This window comes from Ereboglobus sp. PH5-10 (genome assembly GCF_029504735.1).
GTDB lineage: Bacteria > Verrucomicrobiota > Verrucomicrobiia > Opitutales > Opitutaceae > Ereboglobus.
In genome coordinates this window covers 15,264-38,253 of sequence record NZ_JAQFIP010000012.1, presented here as the reverse complement: position 1 = coordinate 38,253, position 22,990 = coordinate 15,264, and the positions used below count along the sequence as shown (strand labels likewise).

The following is a 22,990-nucleotide window of genomic DNA, read 5'->3' as shown; positions in this document are numbered from 1 at the left end:
CGCCCACGATTTTGTTTTTCTCATGACCAGCGACCACGAATGTCCCGACCGGCCGACCGGCAAACACATCCAGCTCATGGCCACCTGCCTGTGCGACGCGCTTTTCGACGATGTGGGCGCGGCCACTGTCGAGATACTCGAGCACCTCGGCTGCTCGATTGATTTTCCCGAGGCGCAAACCTGCTGCGGCCAGCCGGCGTTCAACAGCGGCGACTGGAACGCCTCGCGCAAAGTGCTCCGCCATGTGCTCGACACGTTCACCGGCGACGCCCCGTTGATCATCCCCTCGGCCTCGTGCGCCGCGATGATTCGCCACGGCGCGCTGCTCGCCTTCGAGAAGGAGCCGCAAACGCTTCCCGCCGCGCGGAAACTCGCCGGGCGCACATGGGAGCTTGTCGATTACATTGTGAACGGACTCGGAGTCTCCAAGTGGCCGGGACGCGTGGACGCGCCCGCCTCCGTTGTTTTTCACCGTTCATGTCACTCGCGCGGCACGGCGACCGGCGCGGCCGCGCTCACGCTTCTGCGATCCATTGAGGGTTTGCGCGTGCTTGAGTTCGACGAGTCCGAGCAATGCTGCGGTTTTGGCGGCACGTTCTCCGTCACGTTTCCGCACATTTCAAAATCGATGGGCGAACTCAAGCTCGACCATCTGCTCGCCGGCAATCCCGACATGATTGTCTCCATCGACCAAAGCTGCCTGATGAGTCTCGGCGGCCTTGCCGCAAAGGGCGGGCGTCCGGCGAAAACGATGCACATTGCGCAACTGCTGCGCGATTCGTTGCGCGGTGCTGTTGCGAACAGTTCGACTTAACTCGTCGTGACCCGACTCAAATCGAATTGAGTCGATTTATGTCGCGCCAGGATGCGCCGGCTGAACCTATAATTTTTTGACGGCGTAAGCCATCGCGTCGGCGATGCGCTCGAGCTGCTCGTCGGTGTGCCAGGCCGAAATCGCGGTGCGGATCAAGTCCTTGCCGGGCGGCACCGCCGGCGCGATCGACATAACAGTGAAGACGCCCTTTTCGAGAAGCGCCTGCCAGAAACGGTAAACGCGCTCCTTCGAGCCAAGCACAACGGGGATGGCGGGCGCCTCGCTGCCCCATGTGTCGAGTTTGAGCGAGTGGAGCATGTCGCGATAGCGCCTGGTATTTTGCCAGAGTCGCTCGTGATGCTGCGGCTCGATTTGCAGGACTTCGAGCGCGGCTTGCGCGGCGGCGGCTTGGCCGGGACTGAGCGCGGCGCTGAAAATAGTCTGCTTGGAATGGGTGCGGAGATACTCGATCACCGCGCGGCTGCCGGCGATAAAACCGCCCGTGCTCGAGAGCGATTTCGAAAGGCTGCCGCAGAGAACATCGACGCGGTCATTGAGGCCAAAATGATCGACCGTGCCGCGCCCCTGCCGCCCAAGCACGCCGAAGCCGTGCGCATCATCGATCACGTTGAACGTGTTATAGCGGTCCGCGACGTCGAGAAGCTCGGGGAGCGCCGCGATGTGGCCCTCCATCGAATAAACGCCCTCGGCGACAAACATTTTTGGCGTCGCGGGCGGAAGCGATTCCGCAAGGTCGGCGAGATCGGCGGTGTTGTTGTGCGAAAAGCGCTCCACTTGCGCGTGCGAGAGACGAGTTCCGTCCCAGAGGCTCGAGTGGTTGTTTTTGTCGGCGAGAATGATGTCCCCTTTTTGCGCAAAACAGGCGACTGCGCTCACGCAGGAAAGATAACCGGCGGCGTGCACATGGCAGGCCTCGCGACCGAGAAACGCCGCGAGTTTTTCCTCGAGCTCCAGGTGGTATGCGCGCGAGCCGTTGGAAATGCGCGCGCCGGTGGAACTGGTTCCCCATTTGCGCGTCGCGGCGCAGGCGGCCTCGATGACCTTGGGGTGAAAGGAGAGCCCGAGGTAGTCGTTGCTCGCGAGCATGATCGCGGGGCGCCCGTCGATGGTGATTTCGGTGCCACGCTGCGACTGCATGGCGTGATAATAGGGATCGTATTTCAGGCGCATTTTAGTGACCTGGTCGTCATGACATCGCGCGAGAATGGGCTTCTTCGATTTCTGGAAAAATGGAAACGGCATTGATTGGTTTCGTTTGTGGAAAAGGCGCAGGCTCGCGAATCCGCGGCGATTAATCAAAGGCTAATTTGCGAAAGCTCCGCACGCCGCGACCGGCCGCAAAAAAACCCGCCCTTCATAAGGGGCGGGTTCGCTTGAGATTGATTTTGCGCTAGCGGCGCTCCGGTCCGGATTAGAAGCCAATCGACAGGCCGAGGGTGACCCAGAAACGGTTGTCCGGCGTGTTAAGAGGCGTGTTTTCGTTGTTCGCGTAGTGCAGACCGAGCGTGACGGTCGCATTGTCGCGGATGCGATAGGGAATGCTCACGTCGAAGCCGTAGTAGTTGTAGGAATTCTTCTGGCTGGCACCAATCGAGTCGGGAGCCCAGTCGTGGGCGCCAACCGTGCCGAGATAGAACGCAACGTCAACCGACGTGCCCAGCTTCTCGATCGGGAAGCTGTAGCCGACGGAGCCGACCAGCGTGCTGGCCTCCTTGCGGAAGTCGTAATAATAGTAGGCGCTCGCCGACAGGCGGTTCTTTGACCATGTCGCGCCAACACCGAGCTCATACGTCTTCGAGGTTTCATCTCCGGTGGCATCGGGATACCAGTAGTAGGTCGCGACTCCCTCGAGGGAAATCGTCTCGGTCAGGTTGTGCTTGTAACCGGCGTAAATATCGACCTCGTTTTGGGGCCTTTCACCGCGCCAGTCGGAGACGGGCTGCATCGTCCACAAGCCGGCGTAAAAATCATCGACCGCGACTTCGACCGATGGTGTGAACGCGTCGCTCGCGGCCTTCAAACCGCGAAACACATACTGGGATGTATAGCTAAAATCCGTCGTAACTTTATACGAGGTCGCTGACTGTTGCGCGGAAGCCGTAAGCCCGGCAATACCCGCGAGCATGGTGATAAGGATGGCAATTTTTTTCATTGTCTTGATTGTCTGTAGTTAAGTGGAGCAGTCCGCCTGTGCGGGTTTTCGTTGATAGAAAGATATGCACACATGGCAACACAAGTCTTTATTTAATCGACCCGTTTGACTCTGCGTGCGAAATATCCGACACAGCATCGCCGCAATCGTTCCGCCCCGCGCGACGGTTTTTTCCCGGCGCCATTTACAAGCCAGTTTTCATCAATCCACCCGCAAGCAGAAACGCCCGTAATCCGATGATGCGCATTCCGCAAAAACTTCTCGCAGTCATGCAAGCGCTCCGCGCCGTCGGACGCCCGCGCCTCGTCGGCGGCTGCGTGCGCGACTGGCTGCTCGGGATCGAGCCAAAGGATTTCGATATCGAAGTGCCCGGCGCAACCTTCGAGCAAATGCACGCCATCCTCGCGCCCTTCGGATCGACCGACATCGTCGGCCGCAGCTTCGGCGTGATCAAACTCCGCATCGACGGCGTCGAATACGATTTCTCCCTGCCCCGCCGCGAATCAAAAACCGGCGCGGGACATCGCGGTTTCGCCGTCGCCCCCGAACCCAACCTCAGCGATGCCGACGCCGCCGCGCGCCGCGACTTCACCGTCAACGCCATCGCCTACGATCCCTTCGCCGCCGCCGAAAAAAACGATGCCCGCGCCGGCCTCATCGACCCGCATCACGGCGAGCGCGACCTGCGCGACCGCGTGCTCCGCCACACAAGCGCCGCGTTCACCGAGGACCCGCTGCGCGTCCTGCGCGCCTTCCAGCTCGCCGCGCGCTTCGACTTCACGCTCGCCCCCGAAACCGCCGCGCTCTGCCGCGCCATCGCGCCCGCCTTCGCCGAGCTTCCCGTCGAGCGCATCTGGGGCGAATGGCAGAAGTGGGCCGAAAAATCCGAGAAACCGTCGCGTGGCCTCGAAGTGCTCGAGCAAACCGGCTGGCTCGCGCACTTCCCCGAACTCGCCGCGCTGCGCGGCACCCCGCAGGACCCGAGCTGGCATCCCGAAGGCGACGTCTTCACGCACACCGCGCATTGCTGCGACGCCCTCACGCGCCTCGACGACTGGCGCGCCGCCGCCCCGCCCCGCCGCCGGGCGCTTCTCCTCGCCGTGCTCGCGCACGATTTTGGCAAGCCCTCCACCACGCAATACGCCGAGCGTCGCGGCAAGCTCCGCTGGATCAGTCCCGGCCACGAAGCCGCGGGCGGCCCGCCGGCGGAAACATTTCTCCAGCGCATCGGCGCGCCCCGCGAGACGATTGATCGCATCGTCCCCCTCGTGCTCAACCACCTCGCGCACCACAACGGCCAAAGCGGCAACGGCGCCATTTTCTCCGACACCGCCGTGCGCCGCCTCGCGCGCCGCCTGCTCCCGGCGACAATCGACGACCTTTGCCTCGTGATGCGCGCCGACCACGACGGACGCCCGCCAAAGCACTCGCCCGAAACGCTCGACCTTATCGAACTCCTGCGCGAAACCGCGCACCGCCTCGAAATCGCCGACTCCGCCCCGCGCCCCATCTTGCAAGGCCGCCACCTGATCGCCGCCGGCATGGCTCCCGGCAAACAATTCAAATCCATCCTCACCGCCGCCTTCGAGGCGCAACTCGAAGGCTCGTTCACCGACGAAGCCGGCGCGCTCGAATGGCTGAATGCACATTTAAATCCTCAATAGTCGCACTGTTCATTCCGCCTCCCGCCAAGCTCTTTCCCCTCCGTAAACCGAACATTACATTTATGTCATAAAGCGACATTTCATTTGCATGCCCGCAGTGTGCGCACATACTCTGCACCTGTCAGATCAACCACGTCACACCATGAACATCGGCGCACAAACCATCGGAAAAACACTGGTAGCCTCGCCCGACCGCCAGATGGAAGCCGACTCCGACTGGCAGCTCGTCCAGCGCGTCCAATCAGGCGAAGTCACCGCCTTCGATCGCCTCGTCCTCAAATACCGCGAACGCGTGCTCGGCGTCATCTACAACATGACCTCAAACCGCGAGGACGCCGCGGATCTCGCCCAGGACACTTTTATCAAGGCCTTCCAATCCATCAACCGCTTCCAAGGCCAGTCGTCCTTCTTCACCTGGCTTTACCGCATCGCGGTCAACTCCACCCTCACCCACCTGCGCAAAAACCGCCTCCGCTCCTTCTTCAGCTTCGAGAAAATTCACGACGAGGGCCAAAACGCGGAACTCATTTCCAAACTGACGGATAAACACGGGGCCGATCGCGAGCTCTACGTGAAGGAACTCCAGACAAAATTGAACGAAGCGTTGCAAAAATTGTCTATCAAGCATCGCACCGTGGTAACTTTATTTGAAATCGACAACCTGAGTCACGAGGAGATCGCCGAGATTATGGAATGCTCGGTGGGCACCGTGCGTTCGCGTTTGCACTACGCGAAACAACTCCTCCAAGCCGAGCTTCAGGCCTACACTCGCGCATAATGTTTCGACGCAAACGCAACACCACCCCGCCCGCCCAACCGCGCACGGAAAGCACGGTTACCGTCGAGGACTTGCTGCAATTCAAAAAACGCGCCGAACAACCATCGCCCGAATTTTGGGCGGACTTTAGCCATCAGCTAAAACAACGCCAGATCGCAGCCGCCATCCAGGAAAAGCAATCTTGGTGGCACGCGCTTCCGCGCATCGCCATCGCGATTCCCGCCGGGGCCACCGCCGCCATCGCAATCGGCTTCATCGTCTGGCGCAACGCCCCCCCGGCCGCCGCGCCCGCCGTCACCGCCGAGCAAACCCTTCCCGAGGCAAAAGTCGCCGCGCCCGCCATCGCGACACTCGCCCCCGTCAAAAAAGCGCCCGCGATCCGGCAGGCGAAAGTGACGCACCAACCCGTCGTCGTAACCGCGCAACCGCAAAAACCCGCCCGGCAAACCGCCGCCGAGGCCGCCGTCGAAAAACCCGTCGCGCCCGAACACCTCGAAACCGCGCGCACCGTTTTCACCGCAAACGCAGCCCCCCTTCCCAACGACGACTCGCCGGCCCGGTTCACGCTCTTCGGCGCAAAGTCGCAAACAACCAAGACCGCCTCTTCCGCCGCGTTCTTCTCAACACCCGTCGCGATCACCGGCGAGCTGCTCCACGCAACCGTCGAATACGCAACCGCAAACGCCGAGCCCGCAGCATCCGTTTCGCAGGAAACCGCCGACCCGCGCCGCGCGCGCCTCCTCACCTATGCCGACAACACCATTCCCGTCGCAAACGCCGCGACGGACAATCCGCGTGTTGCGCGCCTCCGCGAACGCGTCACAAGCCGCTTCGACGACAAGGCCCTTTCCGATTCGATCAGCCGCATCGCCACCACTGGCGACTCCCTGACGATCAAGTTTTAACAATCGGAAAACAAACAACTTGTGAAAAACCGAAGCGACGCCCGCGTCGCTTTTTTGTTTTTCGGCGAACCCCCGCCCGCAATAACCCCATGTTTTTGCAGTTGCGCAACCCGATCAGCATCATGACACTTTTCAGCTTCGACTGTTGAGCGCACCCATTAACCGCGCTCCGGTCGCCTCACACAAAACCCGGCGCACCCGCTAATGGAGAGCGCCTTAACAACACAACAAACACACACCACATGTCAGAACCAGCAACGTCCGGCGACAACGCCACGGTGGCAACCGCCGCGACAGTTAGCGCAACACCCGCACCCGCCCAGCCCGCAACCGAGCAGGCTGCCGCCACAGCACAAGCCCCCGCCTTCGGCAGCAGCCGGGGCTCCGGCCTGGCCCGCGGCAAACGCGCAACCCACACCGCCACCGCAACCGGCGAAACCGCCGGTGAATACAAACCCACCGCGATCCAAATCGTAACCACCGCCCGCGAATACAAAAACCCGTTCGCCCCCGAGGAGGAACAACCCGCCGCCCCCGAAGCGGCGCAAGAACCCGCACAGGAAACGACGGACGCCAACCCGGCACCCGTCGAGCCGACCGCCGCGCAAGCTCCCGAGCAACCCGCGGAAACCACCACGCCAACCGCCGAGGCTCCCGCCGAAACGCAAGCCGTAGCGGCTCCGGAAACAACGCCCGAACCCGCCACCGCGGAAACCGGCGAACCCGAGGCCAAGGCCGAGCTCAACATCCTCCCTCCCGAGCAAAAACAAAGGCGCGCCCAAAGCTGGCAGAGCGATTCCTTCGCCCCCGAGCAAAAGGAACGCCCGACCTTCCAGCCCCGCGCGGACCGCGGTGATCGCGAACGCGGACGCCGCCGTGAACGGCGCGACTCCGTCAGCGAACGCCCCGCGACACAACCCGCGCCGGCGCCCGCTCCTGAAAAGAAAAAATCCACCGGCTTCTTCGGATGGATCAAGGGACTCTTCGGAGGCTCCTCCGACGAACCCACCGGCCAGCCCGCCCAGACTGAAGGCGAACGCAACGGACGCCGCAACCGCGAAGGCGGACGCCGTCATCGCGGCGGACGCAACCGCAACCCTCGCGGCGAATATCGCGGCAACGAAAACCGCGACAGCAACGGCGAGCGCCGTTTCGACCGCGGTGATCGTGGAGACCGCGGTGACCGCAACCGCCGCCGCGGCGGACGCAACCGCAACCGGGGAGGCAACCGCGACAACAACGCCGGCCCCTCGTCATAATTCCACAACGGCAAACAAAACCTTGCAAAGGCGTCCATTTCGGACGCCTTTTTTATTTTGGATTTTCGATTTTGGATTTTCGATTGCGCGCTTCCGCGCGAAAATGAATTTGGAGCCGCAGCTCCCAATCCAAAACCCAAAATCGAAAATCCAAAATTTCACCATGGATCTCATCGTCAACGGCGGCAAACCGCTCTCCGGCACCATCATCCCCTCGGGCAACAAAAACTCCGCGCTCCCCCTCGTCTGCGCCACGCTGCTGACCGACGAACCCGTCACGCTCCACAACGTCCCCGACATCACCGACATTGCCAAAATCGTCGCCTTCATGACGCGCCAGGGCTCGCGCATCGACTGGGACAAGGCCGCCGGCACCATGCGCCTCGACCACGGCGCGTTCAAAAACGAACTCGTCAACCACGAGCTTCCGCAGGACATGCGCTCCACCGTGCTCCTCTACCCCGCCCTCCTGCGCCGCGTCAAAAAAATCGTCATCCCCGCCAACGCCACCGGCTGCTCGCTCGGCGTCCGCGAAATCGACCCCCACCTCGAAATCCTCGCCAAGCTCGGCGCCGTGATCGATGAAAGCGAACCGCTCGTCATCGCCCTGCCCGACGGCTTCCGCGCCGCGCGCCACTGGGGCGATTACATGTCCGTCACCGTCACGGAAAACTTTCTCATGGCCGCCGCGCTCGCCGACGGCGAGTCCACGCTCATCAACGCCGCCAGCGAACCCCACGTGCAGGATCTCTGCGCCGCGCTCACCCTCATGGGCGCGCAAATCGAAGGCGCGGGCACGAGCATGCTCCGCGTGCGCGGCGTCAAAAAACTCAATGGATGCACCGCCCGCATATCGAGCGACTACCACGAAATCGTCACATTCCTCGCGCTCGGCGCGATCACCGGCGGCGAAATCCGCGTCGAAAAATCCCTGCCGCAACACTTCGACCTCATCACCCGCGCCTTTGCCAAGCTCGGCGTCACCATTGAGCACGAAGGCACGACCGCCATCGTCCGCCGCAACCAGTCGCTCGTCATCGAGGAGCCCTACACCACCAACCTCCTCGCCAAAATCGAAGCCGCGCCCTGGCCGTATTTTTCCGTCGACCTGCTCCCCCTCATGGTCGCCCTCGCCACGCGCGCCCGCGGCACGATTCACTTTTGGAACAAGGTCTATGAAAACGGATTCTCGTGGATCCCCGAGCTCGCGAAATTCGGCGCGCACATCCTCGTGAGCGACCCGCACCGCATCACACTCTTCGGCAGCAAACCCCTGCGTCCGGCGATTGTTGACGCCCCCTACATCATCCGCGCCACAATCGCGCTCTACATGGTCGCCGCGAGCATTCCGGGGCGCAGCATGGTGAAAAACGCCGACACCATCCGTCGCGCCCACCCGCGTTTCGTCGAAAACCTCCAAACCCTCGGCGCCGAGGTGGAGTGGAAATAAACAACCCCCTTGGATTTTTGGCCAAACCGGGCTGGAAACGCGCAATCAGTGAACGCTTTTTCTCTGTTACGGGGTTGTGAGCTTGGAATTTTTTCCTTGGGAGGAAATCCAAGCCTCATGAAACTCCTTCACGGCGAGGTCAATCGGGGGAAACGCACAGGCGGAATGCAGGATGTCGGACGTCACCGTGACTGTGTTCGCCCCGGCGGCGAGGGCGTCGGTCGCCTGGGTTATGTTTTTAAAACTCGCGGCGACAATTTTTGCCGGCGAGGCGGTGCGCGCCAGCACATCGGATATCTCGGCAATGATTGCCCTGAAATCGATTCCCATCTGCTCCATCCGGTTGCAATAGGGGGCCAGATAATCAGCGCCCGCGGCAATGGCCAAATATGCCTGCATGCGCGTGTAAATGCACGTTGCCGTAATGCGCGCGCCCTCGCGGGCCAACTGTTTCATCGCCTTCAAGCCCTGCTCGGTCACCGGAATTTTTATATAAACCCGGTCGTCGATTTTATCCAGGATCGCCCGCGCCTCCGCGATCATCCCGTCCGCCGTGGACGCCAGTGTCTGGATGTGCAGGGTTTTGTTTTTGCCGATGATTTTTCGGATCCTTGAAAAGTGCGGGTAAAAGTTTATCTTCCCCTCGTTTTTTATAATCAAGGGATTGGAGGTCACCCCCGCCAGTTCAAACAGATCATTGCATTTTCTGATCTCGGAAATGTTTGCCGAGTCCAAAAGAATTTCCAGGGCGGGCGCGGTCGGGTCTTGGCGCGTGATTTTCATTTTTATTAATCGAATTTATTATTTTTTATATAAAACACCGTCAATTTATCATAACCTGCCCGCCGGTGACGGGCAGGGCCTGTCCAGTTTCGTAAAGTTGCTCAACGAGATAATAGACCGCGCGGATAACATCGGGGCCGGTGCAGCCGCGCCCCATCGGAACCTTCGCCTCATAAAACGCCCTCACATCGGCGACCCCCTTGGCGCCGGGCACCTTGCCGGCGCGCAGATATTGCACAAAAAGCCCCCTCTCGGGATCGGACCAAAGCGGCGTGTCGAAAAAATTGCCGGGGCAAATCGCATTCACCTTGATTCCCCATTCGACAAGCTCCTTCGCAAAGCTCTGCACCAAGCCAATACCGCCGAATTTACTCCCCGCGTAAGAGGCGTTTCTATTCGAGCCCTCAAGCCCGGACTTCGAGTTGATTTGTATAATATCCGCCGCCCAGGGAGAATCATTTCGCGCGACCCGGGAGGCGACGTGCTGGGTTTTCATCATGCCTGCCACGTGTTTTGTAACAATGGCGAAGGCGATATAATTGACGTCGGCGACGAGCCTGAAATCGGCGACATCCTGCTCCATTATACTGCCCACGGACTTGACGATGCCGGCGTTGCTGATGCAGAGGTCAACGCCCCCGCTTTGAAGGGCGATCGTCTCGCACATCTTCGCAACGGAGTCCTCATCGCTCACATTCACCCCGACGGCAAACGCCACCGGACCGCCATTATTATACTCTTTGTTTAATATTTCGGCCCGTTTGCACGCGCCGTCGTAATTCATGTCGGCGATGTAAACAATGGCGCCGTCGGCGACGAGCCCGCGCGCGATCTCCGCGCCAAAACCCTGCGCGCCGCCCGTGACCACGGCAACGCGGTTTTTCACGACCGTCGCGCGGCTTTCGGCAAAAATTTCGCTCGTGGTTTTGTAGGTGTAGCTCTGCTGGCGGTGGCGAAGTGTCAGCGTAACGGGAACGGGCTCCCCGGCCAGCGCTTCATTAATCTCGCGGGCGATTGTCCCGGCATCCTCCCCCAGGATGTCGATTGCGCGGGGCCGGCTCTCAATGCCGCCCACGACAAGCGAAACGCTGGCGGGGCGCTGTGTCCTTCCGAGGATCACACCACGCAGAATCTGGGCAAGGAATGCTTCTGCTTTCATGCTGGCAGGTTTGTTATAATTTAATGGACCGGGTTCTATAATTAAAGGCGCCCCAAGAATCGGGAGCGCCACGACTGAGTGTGAAACCAGTAGGGAACTTGAAATTTGCAGGCAACCCAAAATGCCGGGTGCGATGCGATTCAAAACGCGAGCGGGACAACAGGATGTCCGGTTTCCTGAAGCCCGCGCATTTGCCCACCCCTGCGGTTGCTCACGCCCGTTCTCACGGCGCGCCCCGGGCTGGCATCCTAAACCTGCGCCGCAACGTCTCATTTTTCGCGCGCATCGCCCCCGAAAAATCCCGCCAAGACGCCTCCCTCAAATTCAAAAAATATATAAAAAACAAAAATGCAAACGCGGCGGCGCTTTATTAAATCCATTCATAATATTCTGCTTTATATTTAGTAACACGACATTTGATACTGTTCGCGGAGGCCACCCCAAAGATGATGGCGCGGGATTCACTGGTCAGCACACGCGATTTCTGTATTTTCCCGGATGTTCTTTAAAGACTCGCCAAAAGCCGCGCGTTTGCCGCCATGCATAGACCGCGTTAAACATTCATGACACGCGCCATCAGCGGCTTTTCTCACGACCGCCGCCGGACGCACCCAGGGCAATTTTCCGTCCCCGCCTAACGCAGAAACACAGCCCTCAAGGCAAATGTTCAAAACCCTACCATGAAAAATCAAATGAACTATCACGATCGTTTCAACACAACAGGGTTGCTTCGGGCACTGCTGTTTCTCGCATGCGCCGCATTCACGCTTCAAGCGCAGCTCCGCGCGGACGAGCTTGTCTGGAACAACACCGACAACTCAAACACATGGCTCGGCTCCGGCGTGAACGCTAATTGGTGGCACGCCGGCAACGCCGCCACGGCCGCCTTCGCGGACGGCGACGCGGCCGTCTTCGGACGCGCGGGCTCCGGCGCGGCGATCACCACCGGCACTATCGCCATCGCAAACGCCGTGACGCTCGGCGCAAGCGGCACGAACGCGGGCGTCATTTTTAACGGCGGCACATGGGCGTTCACAGGAGCCGGCATCATCGGCGGCTCAATCCGCTTTGCGGGCGACACCGACCTCGCCTTCGACACGCGCACCGTCACCCAGCGCATGAGTATCGACGCCGGCCGGGCCGTCACGCTCCGCGCGCTCGCCGGCTCCACCGTCACGGTCACCACCGGCTCGTTCACGGGCAACGGCGGCGCGGTGCTGGTGAACATGGGTGCGACGCTCACCGTCAACAGCACCGATTCCGCAAGGCTCGTCTTCGCCGACAACAAGGCATCGCTCGGCGGCGCCGCCATCGCCTCGACAGGCGGCACGGTTAGCGTCAACGGCGGCCTCTTTGCCAACAACACCGCCGGGGCCACATCCAGATACCAGGGTGGCGGAGCCATTTTTGCCCGCAGCGAAGGGCGCCTCGATGTCACCGGCGCCGTTTTCACAAACAATAACACCAGCGGCTCGGTCGACGGCACAGGCGGCGGAGCCATCTATGCTTTAGGCACCCCGCTGACCATTGTATCTAGCACCTTTCTCCAAAACACGACCTCCAGCAACGGCGGCGCGATTTTCACGGAAAACACCACCGTTTCGATCCGCGACACGCTCTTTGAGAGCAACCGCGCCACGGGTCGCAACGGCGGCGCGCTCACCGTTTGGAACTCGTCCACCACCATCCTCGTCGACGTCGATTTCACCAACAACAAAGCCAGCGGATTGGGCGTGACCGCGGGGGCCGTCTATATCAACGCCGCCAATCGCAGCAACCACGTCAGCAATGTCACCGTGGGAGTTTCACCGGGGAGGACATCCACCTATTTCGGCAACGCCTTCGGCAGCACCGCCAACAGCATCGCCTTTGGCGGCTGGGGCAACCACAAGGTTTATCTCACGGCGACCGTCGGCGCCGGCGGCATGCTCGACATGCAAGACCCGATGCGGATACGCCCCAATCTTTTCAACAAATATGACAGCATTTATATGGGTGTCACAAAAACCGGCTCCGGCGTCTGGCGGCTCGGCGGCGCGACCATCCTCACCGGCACCGTCGGCAACGACTTTGCCGTCGATGAAGGCGGGCTCGCCCTCTACGCCGGCGCAAGCATAACGCTCAACAATCAGGGCAGCACGTCCGACTCCGCCGCCGTCGAGGACACCTTCACGCTCGCGGCAAACACCACGCTCTCCACCCTCGGCGTCACCACGACCGGCGCGGCGGCCCCGGTCACCGCCACCGGCACCATCCGCGCCGACACCATCACGCTCGCCGACAACTCCGCCATCAACATCGGAAGCAGCCTCGTGCTCACGGCCACCACGCTCAACTACGGCAATGCGCGCGTCACTGCCGACGCCACAGCAAGGCTCGTCCTCGACCAAAAATCCGGCCCCCTCGAGCTCACCGGATCGCGCACCTTCGAGGTTGCCGACAGAAAAAACCTCACTGTCTCCGCCCGCTTCGCCGCTCCCGCCGACGGCGAGTTTTCGCTCGTCGCCCTCAACACCACCGGAACCCACTCCGGCAGCACCACCTTCACCGCGCCCGCGCTCGCGACGGGCAACGGCGGCGTCATGCAAGCTGGCTCCGGCGCCACTTTCACCGCCACCACGACCGGCGGCGCGGTGATCGCCTTCTCCGAAAACAGCGCGCAACAAGGCGGCGCGATCGCCGCGACAAACGACAACATCATCAACATCACCAACGCGCTCTTCACCAGCAACACCGCCACCAGCGCCGGCACCGGAGCTGGCGGCGGCGCGATCTTTGCCGCCGACCGCACCATCCTTAACATCACCTCCGGCACCTTCTCCGGCAACACGAGCGCCTACCACGGCGGCGCGGTTTATGTTTACAACAGCGGTATCAGCGGCTCCTCCGTCACCATCGCCGACACACTCTTCACCGGCAACACCGCCGCGCGCAACGGCGGTGCGCTCACCATCTGGAATTCTCCCAACATTACCCTCACCGACGTCTCTTTCATCGACAACACCGCGGGCGGCTACGGCGGAGCCGCGCACATCAACGCCGCCAACATCACCGGCCACACCACCAACCTCTACATCAACGTCTCCGCCGGCAACACCAGCACCTACGCGGGCAACACCGCCGCCGGCGCGGCCAGCGGCCTCAGCTTCGCCGCCATCGACGCATGCGCCGTCAACATCGACTTTAACATCGCCGCCGACGGGCTCCTCGACATGCGCGACCCCATGGCCGTCAGCGACCTCTACAACGCCCTGCAAATCTCCGCCACCAAGACCGGCGCCGGCGAAATGCGCCTCGGCGGCGTAAGCACCCTCACCGGCACCACCGGCAACATCTTCCGCGTGGACGAAGGCGCGCTCGCTCTCTACGCCGGCGCGTCGCTCACGCTCGACAACCAAGGCACGCCCCCCGCCGCCGCCGATGCGGTGGACGCCTTCGCACTCGCCACCGGCGCCACCCTCGCCGTCCTCACCGGCACGAGCCCCGACGACACCGGCGTCTCCTATGCCGGCGCCACCATCCGGGCCGACGACATCACGCTCGCCGCCGGCTGCACGTTGAAACTCTTCAGCGGAGCCGACGCCGCCAGCATCACAGGCACCGGCGCGCACCCGATCGACGGCACGCCCGTCACCGCCGACGACACCGCCTCGGCCTCCACGCTCACCCTCGCCGGCAGCACCCTCGCCATCGGCGACCGCGTCAACATTGACCTCACCGTCACCAGCTTCGCCGCCGGCAACCAAACCGTCACGCTCCTCGACGCCGCCGGCGTCACAGGCGTCACCGGCACATTCGACCCGAAAACCTTCAGCCTCCACATCAACGGCATCGACACCGAAACCCTGGACAACAACCGCCTCGACGTTCACCAACTCCAAAGCACCGACACCGGCAAACTCGACTTCCACTACCACAGCACCGGCAACCACCTCGTCACCTGGACCGGCTCCAGCGGCTCCGGCTGGAACAACGCCGACCGCAACTGGCATCTCAATTACAACGGCACCGACTACGACCAGTTCCTCAACGGCGACGCCGTCCTCTTCGACGACACCGCCGCCGCCAACGCGAACAACATCACGCTCGCCGACACCATCTACATCGCCCCCGTCGGCGCCAACCCCGCCATGCGCGTCACCGGCACCGGCAGTTGGAGCTTCGCCGGCGCGGGCATCGCCGACGCCAACCCCGACGCCCCGGCCAGCCTCCTCATGGAAAGCACCGGCACCCTCGCGCTCTCCAACACCAACACCTACTCCGGCGGCACACGCATCACCGCCGGCACCCTCGTCGCCAAAAACGCGCGCGCCCTCGGCACGGGCGACATCGACAACACCGCGTTCCTCATCCTCGACATCGCCACCGACGCCGAAGGCGGCCGCCTCGCGCAAGTCATCGCCGGCACCGGCACCACAATCAAAACCGGCGAGGGAACCATCACCACCTCCGGCGACATCGCCAACGACATCATCGCCGCCGCCGGCATCCTCGCCAACACCGGCGCCATCACCGGCGCGACCACCATCGACAGCGGCACCCTCCTCAACACCGGCACCCTCGCAGCGCTAACCCTCAACGCCGGCCTCGGGGCAAACGCCGGACTCGTCACCGGAGCCGTCACGCAATCCGCCGGACTTCTCATCAACGAAACCGACGGCACCCTCGCAACCACGCTCGTCGTGAACGGCGGCACATTCGCCAACAACGGCGGCGCTGTCATCGGGGCCGCCACCATCGCGCCCGCGGGCACGCTCGTCTTCCATGGCGGCACCCTCGCCGCAATCACCGCCGACGGCGCGCTCAACTTCGAGAACGCCGGCGACTACACGCACGCCGCCGTCATCAGCGGCTCCACCGGCGCGATCACAAAAACCGGCACGGGCGACCTCGTCCTCGCCGCCGCCAACACCTTCTCCGGCGCCACCGACATCCAAGCCGGCACGCTCCGCCTCGCCGTCGCCAACGCCCTCGCGCAAAGCGCCACCATCTCGCTCGCATCGGAAACCCGCCTCGACCTCGCCGGCCTCGACCAAACACTCAAAACACTCGCCGCCGCCCCGGACGCGCGCATTGCCTTCAACACCACCGGCGCAAACCACCGCGTCCTCGCCCTCGACAGCCTCGCCGGAGACGGCGCCGTCTTCGAAATGCGCACCGACCTCGCCGCCGCCGCCGGTGACAAAATCACCATCGTCGGAGCAAGCGCCGGCGCGCACCGCATCGAAATCGACAACGCCAACGGCTCCGAAATCCAGCCCGACACCGCGATCCCCCTCGTCATCATGAACCAGGCCGGCGCGACCTTTAGCGGCACCACCGAGTCCGGCATTTACACCCTCACCGTGCAGCAAGGCGACGGCGGCGCCATCATGCCCTCGACCAACACCTGGTATCTCGGAAGCGGCAACCGCCCCAGCCGCGCCGTTGACGGCATCCTCGCCACCGCCGCCGCCGCCGGGCAGGACTGGCACTACGAACTCGACTCGCTCCACAAACGCATGGGCGACCTCCGCGCCGCCCCGGACGCCGCCGGCTCCGGCAACATCTGGCTCCGCGCCAGCTCTCACCGCCTCAACGGCGCGCTCGAACTCACCGGACGCTCCTTCCACCAATACGCCCACGGCCTGGCCTTCGGCGCCGACAAGGCCCTCGCCGCAAACACCGGCGCCTCCGCGTGGTATCTCGGCGGCTTCGCCAGCATCAACTACATTGACCGCTCGTTCGACTCCAGCGGCGGCGACGGCGACACCAACGCCATCGGCGGCGGCGCCTACGCAACATGGCTCCACAAAGACGGCTGGTTCGCCGACATCATCGCGCGCTTCGACCGCCGTCAAAACGAGTTCAACGCCCGCTCCATCGACAACCACATCACGCGCGGAAAATACACCACGATCTCCGAAGGCGCGTCGGTCGAGTTTGGCCGCCGCCTCACCCGCGCGACCAACGGCTGGTGGGTCGAACCCTCGGCGCAATTTGCCATCGTGCACATCGGCGACGCCGACTACGACGCCACCTCGCCCGGCGCGGAGCCGATCCGCGTGGCCGTTGACAGCCTCACCTCCTCGCAAAGCCGCGCGCAAGTCCGCTTCGGCGGCGACATCGCCCGCGCCCCCGGCCTGCACCCCTACGCAAAAGCCGGCGCGGTTTACACGGCGAGCGGCGGCGGCGAAATCACCGCCGGCGGCAGGCGCATGAAAGTGGACTACGACGGCTGGCGCGTCGAGTTCGGCATTGGCGCGGCCTATGAAATCGACGCGAAAAGCCAGGTGTATTTGGATTATGAATACGCCAAGGCCGCGCTCTACGAGCGCCCCTGGTCCATCCACCTCGGCTACCGCCGCGCGTGGTAGCCGGGCGGGGTCGTCGCCCGCGCAAGCGCCCGCTCACACCATCGCGTATAAAATCGCGAGGTAGTGGGTGATGCTGCCCGCCAGTATAAAACCATGCCAGATGGCGTGGTGAAACCGCAGTTTTTTCTGAATATAAAAAAGCGCGCCACCGGTGTAGCAAAGTCCGCCCGCCAGAAGCAGCCAGAGCGAAACCGCCGGCACCCCGGATATCATCGGCTTGGCGGCGATCACGATGAGCCAGCCCATCGCAATGTAGATCGCCGTCGAAAGTTTTATAAACCGCCCGGTGAACCAAAATTTCATTATGATGCCCGCGAGCGCCAGCCCCCACACAATGCCAAAAAACGTCCACCCCCACGGGCCGCGCAGGTTGACGAGCATGAACGGCGTGTAAGTGCCCGCTATGAGTGTGAAAATCGCCGCGTGATCGACCTTGCGCAGCACATGCTTGCGCCGCGGATTTTTAACCGCGTGGTAAATCGTCGATGACGCGTAACCGAGCACCAGCGTCGTGCCGTAAATGGCCGATGCCGTGACGGCCCACGCGTCCGCATACACCGCGGCGAGTGTGACGAGCACGACGAACCCCGCCACGCTGAGCAGCAGGCCGAGCCCGCCGGTGATAATGTTGGCGAGTTCCTCCCCAGGCGAGTATTGTGGATGAATGTTGGTGGCGGTCATTGGTCGAATCAGTTGTCGGCGAGCATACACAAACTATCTGGAAAAAACAGCGTGTTATTGGGCGCGCTTTCGCGGCGCCGGCCGGGCGAAACCCTCGCGTTGCGCTACGAGCGGCGGACTCGGTCTTTTTCGGCTTCGCGCTCCTCCTCGAGGCGGACGCGCTCGGCGGCAAGTTGCGTTTGAATCTTTTCGATTTCCTCGTAATTCTGCCCGGCTTGCGCGGAGGCGAGGCTTTGCTTGAGGAAGATTTCACGCTCGGCGATTTTGCCCGCGTAAACCTTGTCGATTTCAGCAAGGCGTTTTTTTTGCCCGTCGCTCAACGGAGCCGTTGACGGCTCTGATTGCGCAAGGCGTTCCATGGCGAGTTCGTAGGCACTTTTCATTTTGGACGGGATGACTTTTTGGACAGGATTAACGGGATGATTGAAGAAAATCGACCAAGATATCGCGGGCGATTTTGGCAATGTGTTCCTGCACGGCGACACGCGCGAGGCCGGGACAGTCCACGCGGCGGGAGATGAAATTGACTCCGTCCCCGACTGCGATCCACGCGTAGGGAACGGGGGCGGCGGGCGCGGGTTCGGCATAGCCGGTGGTCGCGATGGCGATGCCGGCGCCGAAGAGAGAGCGCGCGCCTTGCGCCATCGCGACAGCAACGGCCCCTGAGACACAATCGACCGGCCCGGCGAGTTCGCGCGGCACGCCAAGGAGCTTTGCCTTTTCCTCGAGCGTGTAGGCGGTGAGCCCGCCGAGAAAAAACCGCGAGGCTCCGGGGATCGCGCCGATGCGCGCTTGAAGATGTCCGCAGGTGAGGCTTTCGGCGACGGCGAGCGTGAGCCGCTTTTGAAGCATGAGGTCTTTCAGGTTTGGCATGCGGATTTCGGAATTGGCGGCAAGTGTTTCGCGCAACGCCGCGGCGGCGCAATGAAAACATGGGGGCGCGTTTGCGTTTTTCTTTTTTGGCCGCGTCTCTTTCCGCTGGCATGCGCGGACTGTGTCCGAAATATGTGGGGCTCATTTTTGCATGAACGAAATAGAAATCATCATTTGCCTGCTGCTGCTGTTCATGGGCGTGCCGGACTTGTGCCGGTGGCTCAAGCGGCCGGCGCTCGTGTATCCGGTTTTTGTCGTATTCGGATTGTTGATCGCGCCGCTGGTGGACGGGCCGGTGAAGACGATGCTCGTGCAGGCGGGCCAGGTGGGCTTTCTGCTGCTGCTGTTTGAAGTGGGAATGGAAATCGAACTGCCGAGGTTTCGCGAGTTTCGCGGCCCGCTGGCGAAGGCGTTCGGGTGGGCGCTGCTGCAATATCCGGTGATTTTCGCGCTGGGCTGGCTGGCGGGCTTGAACTGGATCGGCTGCCTGATCGCCTGCGCGGCGTTCACGGGGTGCTCGGTGGGCATGGGGCATCCGGGATGGAAACAATATCCGGGGCTGGATTTTCAGGAGCGGCGAAAAATCCTGATGATGATGATCGCGCTGGAAATTTTCGCGATCGTGCTGCTCTCGGTCGAGACGACTTTCTACGAGCGAGCGCCGACTTGGGAGGTGGCGTTGAAACTGGGCGGGATTGTGCTGGTGCTGGTGTTGATCAGCATGTTCGCGCGCCGCATCAAGTTGATCCTTGAGCATCTGCTCAAGCAGGCGATGCACTGGCGCGTGCATTTGATCGTGCTGTTCGTGCTGCTTGTGTGCGCGGTGGGCGAGCGGCTCGGATTGTCGGCGATCAAAACGGCGTTTTTCCTCGGCTTGTTCCTGAGCCGGATCGAGCACGAAGGACAGTCGCTGGAGGCATACATCGCGCCGGTGAGCCAGCGGTTTTTGATCCCGATATTTTTCTTCGCGCTGGGATTGCAGATTCCGGCGGAGTATTTGGTTTCGTGGGCCGGGTTGATCGCGCTGGGGTCGGCGACGCTCATCCTGGCAATGCGCTGGGCGATTCAACGCTGGATACTGCCCGTGGGAGGAAAGCGGGGCGAGCGGATGAACGCGTTTCTGCTGCTGTGCCCCAACTTGACCATCACCGCGCTGGCCGCGGGCGTGCTCGTGCAGGACCCGACAACCGTGCGCGCGGCGTCGCTGGTGCTGCTGGTGGGCTTGTTCATGACCGTGCCGTCAATTTTGCTGCTACCAGCGCCGCCCGCCGCAAAGGAACCGGCTCCCAGTGACGCGCCGGACGCGCATTGAGCGCGGTGCCATCACAGGCGCGAACACATTCTTTTTTTCACTTAGTATTTGATTTTTCAGGCGCGTTGATTGTTAAGCTCGTTTTGTGAAATCAAAAACATCTCACATAATCCTCACTTTGATTGTCGCGTCTTCCGCGCCGATGTTGTCCGCGCAAGAACCGCGAACGCATGACGATGTGCTCACGCTTCCGCGCATGGCGGTCTACTCGCAGCGCGTGGCGTTGCAGGAGCCGTCGGCGGGCGCGTTTGCCATGCCCGTGTCGGCGCTTTCGTTCGAGCCGCTGGTGGACGCGCATGCGCGCAACATGGGCGAGTCGCAGGCCGACGTGACGATTCGCGGCGGCATTTTTGAAAACACCGGCTACCGCGCCGGGGCCGCGCCGCTCCATGATCCGCAAACCGGGCACTACTCCGCCGAAATCCCCATCGCGCCCGCGATGCTCACCGCGCCCGCCGTGCTGACCGGCGCCGAAAACGCCCTCGGCGGCTGGAACGCGAACGCCGGCACCGTGGCGTATCAATGGCGGCGCATCACAACCTCCGGCATGGCGGGTTTCGCCGCCGGCAATTACGACACCGTGCGCGGCGAAATCTATCAAGGCTGGGTCGCGCCGGAAACCACGGGCGCGCGCGCGCGGAGGCTCGCATTCGACGTGTCCGCCGCGCGGGCCGAATCGGACGGATCGCGTCCGTGGGGCGAGTCGCGCTTCACGCGTTACAACGCGCGCGCGCAGCTTGCCGGCGAGCGCGGGCAGACGGATTTGTTTTTCGGCCGACAGGACAAGTTCATCGGCTGGCCCAACCTCTACACGCCCTACGCGAATGTTTTTGAAACTGACGACCTGCGAACCACGCTCATCGCGCTCAACCACGTTGAAAAAATCGGCGACGGCGGCGACCATCTCGCGCTCGGCGGCGCGTGGCGGCGAAACGAGGACCATTACGTTTTTAATCGCGCCGACGCCGGCGCGCACAATCCCGTCTTCGCCACCGGCCCCGCCTGGCACACGGCGGAAACATGGAGCGCGGGCGCCGAGGCGCTTGTATCCACAAACAGGATACGCTGGCGCGCGGCGGCGGAGTTCGTCGCGGACGAGATCGACTCAACCTCGCTGACATTCGGGCGTTTCAACTCGCGCAGTTATTACAAGCTGACGCTCGCGCCGGAGCGCACTTGGGAGCTCGGTGATTCGCGCGCGCTGACGGTTAGCGCCGGCGCGGCGTTTGACGACACCAACCGTGACGGGGCGGCGTGGTCGCCGGTGGTCGCGGTCGAGTTTCGCGGAATCGGAAGGCTCGTCGAGCGGCTTTATGCGTCATGGGCCGCGTCGTCGCAGGTGCCGAACTACACCGCGCTCAATTCGAATCCCTCCGCCGGATTGTTTCGCGGCAACGCCGGGCTCGGGCGCGAGCGCGCGGACAACTTTGAAATTGGCGCTCGCGCCGCGCTGGGCGCGTGGACGTTTGAAACGGCGGTGTTTTACCGGCGCGACAAGGACTTGGTTGACTGGGTTTACAGCACAAGCCTGCCGAACGCGCGCGCGGCAAGTCCCGTTGACGTGGACACGCTCGGCTTCGAGTTGACCGCGCGCCTCTCGGCAAGCTGGGGCGCCTTGGTTTTTGGATACACGGCACTGACAAAGGATTCGGATTATGGCGACGCGGCGGGAATGGTTGACGCGAGCTTTTACGCGCTCAACTACGCGAAGCACCGGCTTACGGTGGCGGTGGTCGCGCGGCCATGGCGGGGCTGGGAAATTCGCCTCGACAACGAGGCGCGGCTGCAAACCGAAAACGCGCTCCGCAACTCGCGCGACGACGCGTTGCTCACCTCGGCGGGCGTGTTTTTCGCGCCGTCAATCGCGGGCTGGCGCGGGCTGCGTTTTTTCACGCAGGCGACCAATGTGTGGAATTGCGGTTTCGAGGAAGTGCCCGCCGTGCCCGCCGCGCGCCGCCAGTGGTGCGCGGGCGTGATGTGTTCATGGTAGCGCAGGCATTTAGCGTCGCATAAAAAGCATAAAGGCCGCCCATTTAAGGGCGGCCTTCATGACCTAACACCAAGCAAACCGTAAGAACTACAAACTAGTATCGTTCCTGTCCGAACGATGCTGACTATGCTGAGATAGACGCGACGCCCCTGATTGCGCTCAAAAATTGCCCCAAGATTTTGCCCTTTTTTTAGCGAAGCGCGGAATATCCTTAACTCCAGCAAATTACTATCGGGATTGCTTTTTGTTGATCGCCGAAAACTCCGTGCCGAGCCAGTTATTGATCAGGTTTTTTTCATGCCTCAACGTGTCGTTCGGGGAAATTCCGGGCGTGATCATCATGAAGTTCAGGTCGCGCAACTGACGAGTGCCTTCGCTCAGCACGTTGCCGCCCGCGTCTGTGAGCTTGAACTCCAAGTCGATGCGGGGCGGGTAGATATCCTTGATGATGCGGATGTCCTGCACGCGCGGGCCGTGCCACGGCTCATAGTCGCCCGCCATGTCGAAGTCGTTGATAGTGATGCTTAACGTCTGCCCGTCGGCCATGTGCCGGGGGGCGCGTCCCTGAATGTATTCCTTGATTTGCTCGAGAAGGAAATCCCGGTCCTTTTCCGAGTCCATGGACGAGGTTTTTACGTCCGTAAACTTTCCGGGGTTGTTAAAAACGACGTTCACGGTCTTGTTCGCGTCGGCGGCGGCTTGCGTTTTTTCGGACGGCGTGGTGCAGGCGGCAAATAGAAAACTGAGAACGAAAGGGATCAGTAATTTTGTTTTCATGATGTGGAGACAGACA

17 protein-coding genes are annotated in these 22,990 nt (G+C 62.2%); 9 read left to right on the top strand and 8 right to left on the bottom strand.

Annotated features, from left to right (window positions below; genetic code table 11):
- Positions 1-22 precede the first annotated feature (22 nt).
- Positions 23-814 carry a (Fe-S)-binding protein gene (locus M2447_RS10275; RefSeq protein WP_277558539.1) on the top strand — a complete coding sequence of 264 codons (792 nt, stop codon included), beginning with the start codon at positions 23-25 and terminating at the stop codon, positions 812-814.
- Positions 815-880: 66 nt separating this feature from the next.
- Here the strand turns inward: M2447_RS10275 and M2447_RS10270 are convergent, their stop codons facing one another.
- Positions 881-2,077, bottom strand: a complete 1,197-nt coding sequence (locus tag M2447_RS10270; protein ID WP_277558538.1) for a pyridoxal phosphate-dependent aminotransferase family protein — start codon at positions 2,075-2,077, stop codon at positions 881-883.
- A 169-nt stretch (positions 2,078-2,246) separates the two neighbouring features.
- The gene (locus M2447_RS10265; RefSeq protein ID WP_277558537.1) at positions 2,247-2,987 is read right to left on the bottom strand and encodes a TorF family putative porin; all 741 of its coding nucleotides are present in this window, start codon (positions 2,985-2,987) and stop codon (positions 2,247-2,249) included.
- Between the two features lie 269 nt (positions 2,988-3,256).
- On the opposite strand from M2447_RS10265, the gene M2447_RS10260 reads away from it, so the two are divergent.
- The 5 genes from M2447_RS10260 (at position 3,257) to M2447_RS10240 (ending at position 9,043) form a co-directional block, all read left to right on the top strand.
- Complete coding sequence (locus M2447_RS10260) at positions 3,257-4,651, top strand: polynucleotide adenylyltransferase (RefSeq protein ID WP_277558536.1); 1,395 nt, start codon at positions 3,257-3,259, stop codon at positions 4,649-4,651.
- A gap of 142 nt (positions 4,652-4,793) precedes the next feature.
- Positions 4,794-5,429 carry a sigma-70 family RNA polymerase sigma factor gene (locus tag M2447_RS10255; RefSeq protein WP_108824207.1) on the top strand — a complete coding sequence of 212 codons (636 nt, stop codon included), beginning with the start codon at positions 4,794-4,796 and terminating at the stop codon, positions 5,427-5,429.
- Complete coding sequence (locus M2447_RS10250; protein WP_108824208.1) at positions 5,429-6,334, top strand: hypothetical protein; 906 nt, start codon at positions 5,429-5,431, stop codon at positions 6,332-6,334. The genes M2447_RS10255 and M2447_RS10250 overlap by 1 nt, the downstream gene beginning before the upstream one ends.
- 242 nt (positions 6,335-6,576) lie before the next feature.
- Positions 6,577-7,593 (top strand): hypothetical protein, encoded by a 1,017-nt coding sequence (locus tag M2447_RS10245; protein WP_277558535.1) that lies wholly within the window; start codon positions 6,577-6,579, stop codon positions 7,591-7,593.
- A 163-nt stretch (positions 7,594-7,756) separates the two neighbouring features.
- Positions 7,757-9,043 carry a UDP-N-acetylglucosamine 1-carboxyvinyltransferase gene (locus tag M2447_RS10240; protein ID WP_277558534.1) on the top strand — a complete coding sequence of 429 codons (1,287 nt, stop codon included), beginning with the start codon at positions 7,757-7,759 and terminating at the stop codon, positions 9,041-9,043.
- A 66-nt stretch (positions 9,044-9,109) separates the two neighbouring features.
- Here the strand turns inward: M2447_RS10240 and M2447_RS10235 are convergent, their stop codons facing one another.
- Together M2447_RS10235 and M2447_RS10230 are read right to left on the bottom strand one after the other, a co-directional pair.
- On the bottom strand, positions 9,110-9,826 hold the full coding sequence (locus M2447_RS10235; protein ID WP_277558533.1) for a fructose-6-phosphate aldolase: 717 nt from the start codon (positions 9,824-9,826) through the stop codon (positions 9,110-9,112).
- Positions 9,827-9,866: 40 nt separating this feature from the next.
- A complete protein-coding gene (locus M2447_RS10230; RefSeq protein WP_277558532.1) occupies positions 9,867-10,985 on the bottom strand; it encodes an SDR family NAD(P)-dependent oxidoreductase in 1,119 nt (372 codons plus the stop codon).
- A 680-nt stretch (positions 10,986-11,665) separates the two neighbouring features.
- On the opposite strand from M2447_RS10230, the gene M2447_RS10225 reads away from it, so the two are divergent.
- The gene (locus M2447_RS10225) at positions 11,666-17,341 is read left to right on the top strand and encodes an autotransporter outer membrane beta-barrel domain-containing protein (RefSeq protein WP_277558531.1); all 5,676 of its coding nucleotides are present in this window, start codon (positions 11,666-11,668) and stop codon (positions 17,339-17,341) included.
- Between the two features lie 33 nt (positions 17,342-17,374).
- Here the strand turns inward: M2447_RS10225 and M2447_RS10220 are convergent, their stop codons facing one another.
- The 3 genes from M2447_RS10220 to M2447_RS10210 all read right to left on the bottom strand — a co-directional run bounded on the left by M2447_RS10220 (position 17,375) and on the right by M2447_RS10210 (position 18,895).
- Positions 17,375-18,022, bottom strand: coding sequence for a hemolysin III family protein (locus M2447_RS10220; protein WP_277508634.1), 648 nt, complete (start codon positions 18,020-18,022; stop codon positions 17,375-17,377).
- Between the two features lie 104 nt (positions 18,023-18,126).
- Positions 18,127-18,405 (bottom strand): hypothetical protein, encoded by a 279-nt coding sequence (locus M2447_RS10215; protein WP_277508635.1) that lies wholly within the window; start codon positions 18,403-18,405, stop codon positions 18,127-18,129.
- A 28-nt stretch (positions 18,406-18,433) separates the two neighbouring features.
- On the bottom strand, positions 18,434-18,895 hold the full coding sequence (locus M2447_RS10210) for a nicotinamide-nucleotide amidohydrolase family protein (protein ID WP_277508636.1): 462 nt from the start codon (positions 18,893-18,895) through the stop codon (positions 18,434-18,436).
- A 151-nt stretch (positions 18,896-19,046) separates the two neighbouring features.
- Here M2447_RS10210 and M2447_RS10205 point away from each other — a divergent pair, with 151 nt between their 5' ends.
- Together M2447_RS10205 and M2447_RS10200 are read left to right on the top strand one after the other, a co-directional pair.
- Positions 19,047-20,207 (top strand): cation:proton antiporter, encoded by a 1,161-nt coding sequence (locus tag M2447_RS10205; RefSeq protein ID WP_277508637.1) that lies wholly within the window; start codon positions 19,047-19,049, stop codon positions 20,205-20,207.
- A 142-nt stretch (positions 20,208-20,349) separates the two neighbouring features.
- Positions 20,350-22,197 carry a TonB-dependent receptor gene (locus M2447_RS10200; RefSeq protein WP_277558530.1) on the top strand — a complete coding sequence of 616 codons (1,848 nt, stop codon included), beginning with the start codon at positions 20,350-20,352 and terminating at the stop codon, positions 22,195-22,197.
- Between the two features lie 228 nt (positions 22,198-22,425).
- Here M2447_RS10200 and M2447_RS10195 read toward each other — a convergent pair whose 3' ends face one another.
- Entirely contained in the window at positions 22,426-22,974 is a 549-nt protein-coding gene (locus M2447_RS10195; protein ID WP_277558529.1) for a DUF3016 domain-containing protein, read from the bottom strand.
- Positions 22,975-22,990: the final 16 nt, after the last annotated feature.

Excerpts from the sequence above, each read along its gene's own strand:
- M2447_RS10210 (WP_277508636.1), bottom strand. The coding sequence starts at position 18,895 with ATGCCAAACCTGAAAGACCTCATGCTTCAAAAGCGGCTCACGCTCGCC.
- M2447_RS10195 (WP_277558529.1), bottom strand. The coding sequence starts at position 22,974 with ATGAAAACAAAATTACTGATCCCTTTCGTTCTCAGTTTTCTATTTGCC.
- M2447_RS10240 (WP_277558534.1), top strand. The coding sequence starts at position 7,757 with ATGGATCTCATCGTCAACGGCGGCAAACCGCTCTCCGGCACCATCATC.
- M2447_RS10200 (WP_277558530.1), top strand. The coding sequence starts at position 20,350 with ATGTTGTCCGCGCAAGAACCGCGAACGCATGACGATGTGCTCACGCTT.
- M2447_RS10255 (WP_108824207.1), top strand. The coding sequence starts at position 4,794 with ATGAACATCGGCGCACAAACCATCGGAAAAACACTGGTAGCCTCGCCC.
- M2447_RS10245 (WP_277558535.1), top strand. The coding sequence starts at position 6,577 with ATGTCAGAACCAGCAACGTCCGGCGACAACGCCACGGTGGCAACCGCC.
- M2447_RS10250 (WP_108824208.1), top strand. The coding sequence starts at position 5,429 with ATGTTTCGACGCAAACGCAACACCACCCCGCCCGCCCAACCGCGCACG.
- M2447_RS10270 (WP_277558538.1), bottom strand. The coding sequence starts at position 2,077 with ATGCCGTTTCCATTTTTCCAGAAATCGAAGAAGCCCATTCTCGCGCGA.
- M2447_RS10275 (WP_277558539.1), top strand. The coding sequence starts at position 23 with ATGACCAGCGACCACGAATGTCCCGACCGGCCGACCGGCAAACACATC.
- M2447_RS10235 (WP_277558533.1), bottom strand. The coding sequence starts at position 9,826 with ATGAAAATCACGCGCCAAGACCCGACCGCGCCCGCCCTGGAAATTCTT.
- M2447_RS10205 (WP_277508637.1), top strand. The coding sequence starts at position 19,047 with ATGAACGAAATAGAAATCATCATTTGCCTGCTGCTGCTGTTCATGGGC.
- M2447_RS10225 (WP_277558531.1), top strand. The coding sequence starts at position 11,666 with ATGAAAAATCAAATGAACTATCACGATCGTTTCAACACAACAGGGTTG.
- M2447_RS10215 (WP_277508635.1), bottom strand. The coding sequence starts at position 18,405 with ATGAAAAGTGCCTACGAACTCGCCATGGAACGCCTTGCGCAATCAGAG.
- M2447_RS10230 (WP_277558532.1), bottom strand. The coding sequence starts at position 10,985 with ATGAAAGCAGAAGCATTCCTTGCCCAGATTCTGCGTGGTGTGATCCTC.
- M2447_RS10265 (WP_277558537.1), bottom strand. The coding sequence starts at position 2,987 with ATGAAAAAAATTGCCATCCTTATCACCATGCTCGCGGGTATTGCCGGG.
- M2447_RS10220 (WP_277508634.1), bottom strand. The coding sequence starts at position 18,022 with ATGACCGCCACCAACATTCATCCACAATACTCGCCTGGGGAGGAACTC.
- M2447_RS10260 (WP_277558536.1), top strand. The coding sequence starts at position 3,257 with ATGCAAGCGCTCCGCGCCGTCGGACGCCCGCGCCTCGTCGGCGGCTGC.